At 29.8% G+C, this 2,470-nt stretch carries 3 protein-coding genes; all 3 read left to right on the forward strand.

What is annotated here, in order from left to right:
- Positions 1 to 1,024: polysaccharide biosynthesis C-terminal domain-containing protein (locus A142_RS14125; RefSeq protein WP_019826111.1), on the forward strand; the 1,024-nt coding region annotated here is incomplete at its 5' end.
- Positions 1,014 to 2,048, forward strand: a complete 1,035-nt coding sequence (locus A142_RS14130; RefSeq protein ID WP_019826116.1) for a polysaccharide pyruvyl transferase family protein — start codon at positions 1,014 to 1,016, stop codon at positions 2,046 to 2,048. The genes A142_RS14125 and A142_RS14130, both read left to right, overlap by 11 nt.
- Positions 2,048 to 2,470: glycosyltransferase (locus A142_RS14135; RefSeq protein ID WP_019826117.1), on the forward strand; the 423-nt coding region annotated here is incomplete at its 3' end. The genes A142_RS14130 and A142_RS14135, both read left to right, overlap by 1 nt.

Below are 2,470 nucleotides of genomic sequence, written 5' to 3' on the forward strand. Positions count from 1 at the left end.
TAGTGATCGAATTTCTATTGGAGATTATTATTTTAGTTGCCTTATTGTTAAAGTGATCAGTAGTGTGTTTGGGTATGTGATTTCCATCATAGCTATATCGCTACTCGATTTTAATTTATATGTAGGCGCGGTAATTTCAACGCTGATTTTATTTAAAACAATAACCATATTAACTATTTATAATATTACCGTAAAGAAAGAGAAGAAGTACTTCTTTATTGGTGTTTTTTCAACATCAATTTCATTTATAATGAAGTTGATGTTAGTTTTATTTTTAGATGAATCTAATATCCCATATTTCTATATCATTGACATGTTTGTTTTGTTTACTGTCGCTGGTGGTGTTTTTCTTGTCGAATTCAGAAGTGTGAGAGCCAAATATTTATTGGAAATATTTGGACTGGTTAAATTACGAATATATTTTATACTATCTTCTTTTTCTATTGTTGCGTTCGGTAAAGTAGACCAAATTTTATTGGCAAAAATGATGACATTAGAAAATGTTGCAAACTATGCTTTAGCTATGAAGGTCGTTGGTATATTCGTGTTAATGTCATCCGCTTTTAACCTATCATTTTCAAGAGAATTATCTATAAGCAGAAATGATAATGAGCGTTATATTAATATAATAAGAAATCTTATGTTTTTTACGATCTTTCTAGGCGTATTATTCAGTGTTTTAAATTTCTATATTTCCCCTCTAGCGATTAATGTGTTTTATGGAGATAAGTTTAATCAAGCCATTTACATTGTTAGATTACTGAGTCCATTGATATTATTAATATTCATTTCGTCTTCCATTGGAAGGGTATTAGTCGCAGAGGAATTAGGTAGAATTGCTTTCACTAGAAACTTTTTAGGATTATCTTTTAATTTTGTACTTAATTTAATGCTTATTCCATATTTTGGAATAGATGGAGTGATTGTGTCCGCTTTACTTTCTTGGGTACTATCACTAATCATTGTTTTTATATTTTCTCATCGTATGAGAAGTTTATTTTTTAGGTCTATTTATGTTAAATAAAGTAATCAAAAGAACAGGTATAAATAAATTTACCGGTTCAAAGCAGAACGAATCTGTAATCGCCTTATATGATACAAGTGTTATGTCTCTAAATGTTGGTGATGAAATTATCAATAGATCTATATACGAGCAAATAGCACCTATATTTGCAGAGCAACAATTTATCAAAGCGTCCACGCATGATGGTACTAGTTCTATTGGTATTCACTATTTTAATGAAGCCGCAGAGAGATTATTATGTGGATCAAATATTTTAACGGGTGAATTCTTTAAGTCAGGTCAATGGAATGTCGGGCCTCTTGATGTAATCAGAATGAAAAAATTGATCACATTAGGTGTGGGGTGGGTCGATTATCAAAAAAATACATCTTTATATTCAAAGTTAGCCTATCGTCACTTATTGAGTTCTGAAAGAATTCATTCTGTAAGAGATGAATACACAAAAGAAAAACTTGAAGAAATTGGTATTAAAAATGTACTAAATACAGCTTGTGCTACAATGTGGAAATTGACTCCTGATCATTGTTCGAAAATAAAGTCACAAAAGTCGAATAAAGTAGTGTTTACAATTACCGATTACCGCCAAGATAAGCTCAATGATGAAGTCATGATAGACATTCTTTGCGATAATTATGAAGAGGTTTATCTTTGGTTGCAAGGTAGAGGCGATTTTGAGTACTTTCAATCACTTTCTTTGAAAAATAACAAACAAAAAATAGTTATAATTCCACCACAATTAGATTTATATGACGACCTATTGTCCAAAAAAGAAATAGATTTTGTTGGGACAAGATTACATGCGGGAATTCGAAGTCTTCAGTATTTGAATCGAAGTATTATTATTGGAATAGATAATAGGGCTAAAGAGAAACAGAAAGATTTTAATATAAATATGATTGAGAAAAATAACATCTCATCAGAGTTGGAAATTATGATTAACTCTGAATTTTCAACAGATATTACTATCCCACTTACAGAGATAAATGAGTGGAAATCTCAATTTAAAGGAAAGGATGCTATATAGTGAAAATAGCTTATGTCATTAATTCTTTCGGTGTAGGTGGCGCCGAAAAACAAATTGTATCGCTTGCAAAAGAACACCATAAAAGAGGTAACATTGTTTTAATTATACGGTTGAAAAATCAACCGGATGAACTATTAAGCCAAGTCGATTTTTGTGAAGTAAGATCTTTAAATATGAGTAATATTTTCGGGCTTGCATCTTGTTTATTTAGGTATAAAAACATATTAGATGAATTTAACCCTGATGTAGTTCATTCTCATTTACCACATTCAATTGTTTTTTCTAGATTTTTAAAACTATTAACAAGAAAAAAATACAAACTAGTATGTACTGCTCATAATTATAATATAAGAACTAAACTGTTCGGTTTTCTATATAAATATACAGATTATATCTCAGATTTTAATACTAATGTGAGTCAA

This window comes from Vibrio splendidus 12E03 (genome assembly GCF_000272105.2).
GTDB lineage: Bacteria > Pseudomonadota > Gammaproteobacteria > Enterobacterales > Vibrionaceae > Vibrio > Vibrio splendidus_I.

Excerpts from the sequence above, each read along its gene's own strand:
- A142_RS14130 (WP_019826116.1), top strand. The coding sequence starts at position 1,014 with ATGTTAAATAAAGTAATCAAAAGAACAGGTATAAATAAATTTACCGGT.